General features: G+C 73.3%; 1 protein-coding gene. It reads right to left on the bottom strand.

All coding sequences use genetic code 11. The features are described 5' to 3' along the window. Nucleotides 1–31: 31 nt before the first annotated feature. Nucleotides 32–2,737, bottom strand: a complete 2,706-nt coding sequence (locus tag AOK18_RS08020) for a hypothetical protein (protein ID WP_055693871.1) — start codon at nucleotides 2,735–2,737, stop codon at nucleotides 32–34. Between the last annotated feature and the right edge of the window lie 35 nt (nucleotides 2,738–2,772).

Raw genomic sequence — 2,772 nt, 5'->3', positions numbered from 1 at the left:
CGGGCAAGGCGCCGCGCCGTGTCGGGACGGGTCAGGCGAGACGCGTCAGCTTGTCCGTGAAGCCCGGCTCCACGAGGTCCTCCTGGAGGGCGACCGGGACCTTGACGGCGCCGCTGTCGGTGCCGTCGCCCACGGTGAGCGAGCCCACCTCCGTACCGGCCTTCGCCCGGTGCGGCAGCTCCCCGCCGGTGAACGTCAGTTTCACCTTCAGCCCCGGCCAGCCGACGGCCTCGACGTCCTCGGTGAGGGCGACGGGCGTACGGCCGCCCAGCCCGTCGTCCACGTACCCGACGACGCTGCCCTTCTTCAGCACCGTCGCCGTCTCCAGCGCGTCCTGCGCCGCCCGGATCAGCCGGTCGCCCGCGGAGAGCGCACCGGCCAGGATCGTGTTGTCGGCACCGCCCGCGGGCTGGCGCACCACGGCACCGACGATGGCCCGGGTCTCGCCGTCGACGTCCTTCTTCGCGGCGAAGACGAGGTTGCCGAGCGCCGAGGTGGTGGTTCCGGTCTTGATGCCGACGACGCCGTTGGACCCCACCAGCTGGTTCCAGTTGGGGTGGTTGACGCCCTTGTAGTCGTCGTACGACATCATCGCGGCGATCTCGCGGAAGGCGGGCAGCTTCATCGCGGCCCTGCCCAGCTTCACCTGGTCCACGGCCGTGCTCACCGTGGTGTTGTTCAGGCCCGAGGGGTCCGTGTACGTGGTGTCGGCCATGCCCAGGTCCTCGGCGGTCTTGTTCATCTTCTCGACGAACGCCTCCTCGGACCCCGCGTCCCAGCGGGCCACCAGTCGCGCCACGTTGTTCGCGGACGCGATCAGCACGGCCTCCAGGGCCTCCCGCTGCGAGATCTCGTCGCCGGCGGTCACGTCGACGGTGGACTCCTGCCCGGCGTCGGACTGCTTCTCCGCGGGCTCGTCGATCTTGATCATCGGGCCTTCGGCACCGCTCTTGAGCGGGTGCTCGCGCAGGATCAGATACGTGGTCATGACCTTGGCGACACTGGCGATCGGCACGGGCTTCTGCTCGCCGGAGGAGCCGAAGGTGCCGATGCCCTGGACGTCCAGCGCGGCCTGGCCGTCGGCCGGCCACGGGATGTCGACCTTGCCGCCGTCGAAGGTGAACGTGTCCTCGGCGGTCAGCTCGAGCGTGGGTGCGGGAAGCGCACGCATGTTCTGCACGACTGCGAAGAGGATCACCAGGAGCGCGACCAGCGGCGTCCAGATCTTGACCCGCCGCACGGTCGTGCGCAGCGGGGTGTCCGGCGGCGGCGGGGTGTTGGTCAGTTCGGCCAGCAGGTCCAGCGGCGGCTTGGGCGGCAGCGGCTGCTGCCGCGTCAGCTCCGGTCCGACCTGCGGGACGGAACGGGTGCTGTCGGCCGGGGGCGCGGCGGGCTGCGTCCGGGCCGAAGGCGGCAGCCGCAGCGAGGTGGTGGCGGAGTCCACCCGCTTCGGGGGTTTGCGGGTCCCGGGTGCGTCCGGATCCTTGAGCGGCACGAACGTGCCGGCGGGCTTGGAGGCGGGCTCGGACTCTGGGTCGGGCGCGGCCTCGGAGGAGGATTCGCCCTTGGCCTCGGAAGTCTTGGTCCCGGAAGCCTTGGCCTCGGAAGTCTTGGTCCCGGAAGCCTTGGTCCCGGAAGTCTTGGCTCCGGAAGTCTTGGTCCCGGAATCGGGCCCGTCGACGTCCTCGGCCCCGGCGGCGGTCTTGCCGGTGGTCCTGTCGGCCGCCTTGCCGGTCGTGTCGGCCTCGTCCGCGTCCTTGGCCGAGCCCTTGGCCGCGTCGTCCCACTTGAGCATGGTGGTGGGCTGGTCGACGGCGGGCGCGGAGGGGCGCGGAGCCTTGAAGACGGCGGTGGGCTGGTCGGTGGGGCGCTTGGCGCCGCCCGTACCCTCGCCGGTCTCGGCGTCGGTGTCGTCTTCGGTCTCGTCGATCTCGTCGGCCTTGTCCGCGCTGGGCGCGGGAACGGCCTTCGGACTCTCGGACTTGGCCTCGGGCTCGGCCTCGGCCTCGGCCTGAGTGTCGGTGTCGGGCTTGGGCCCGGCTTCGGCCGCGGCCTCGGGCCGCGGTTCGGGGCTCGCGTCCGTGTCGTCGTCGCTGTCGTCGTCGCGGGCGCCCCCGGAGCTGCCGTCGCCGTCGTTCCCGTCCGTGGGGGAGGCTTCGCTCTCTGAGGCTGTGTCGGCGTCAGCCTCCGGCTCGGCCCCGGACTTGGCGTCCGAGCCGGCATCGACGTCGATGCCGGCGTCGGCGTCGTGCGCGCCCCCGGGCTCGTCGGTCGCGTCGGCCGCGTCGGACTTCCCGGACCTCCCGGGCTCGTCGGTCGCCCCGGCACCGCCGGCCGCTCCGCTCCCGGAGACCTCGTCGGCGTCCTCGTCCCGGCTCGCGCCGCCGCCCTCGCCGTCCTCCGGGCCGCTCCCGGTGCCCGGGGCACCGCCGGTGGCCTCCTCGGCCTCCTGGACGCCCCTGGTGCCCTCGGCGCCCTCGTCGTCCTCGTCCCGGTCCGTCTCCTCGGCGGACCGGGTCCAGGCCGCGACGGCGGCGTGCAACCCCTCGTCGCTCTCCGCGGCGGAATCGGCACGCCCGCCGGATGTTCCGTCCGTGGAGCCGGAGTCGGGGTCCACGGACCCGGAACCCGCGGTCTCGACGGAGCCCTTCGCGTCCTCCGCCTCGGCGGAGTCCTCGGCCTCCTCGTCCCCGGTCCGCGCGTCACGCGCCGAAAGCACCCGAGTGGCCGTGTCCACACCTCCCCGCCCGCCCGCGGAGGCCGCGGCCTCCG

It is taken from the genome of Streptomyces prasinopilosus, assembly GCF_001419695.1.
Lineage (GTDB): Bacteria > Actinomycetota > Actinomycetes > Streptomycetales > Streptomycetaceae > Streptomyces > Streptomyces prasinopilosus.
This window is presented reverse-complemented; position numbering and strand designations above follow the sequence as displayed.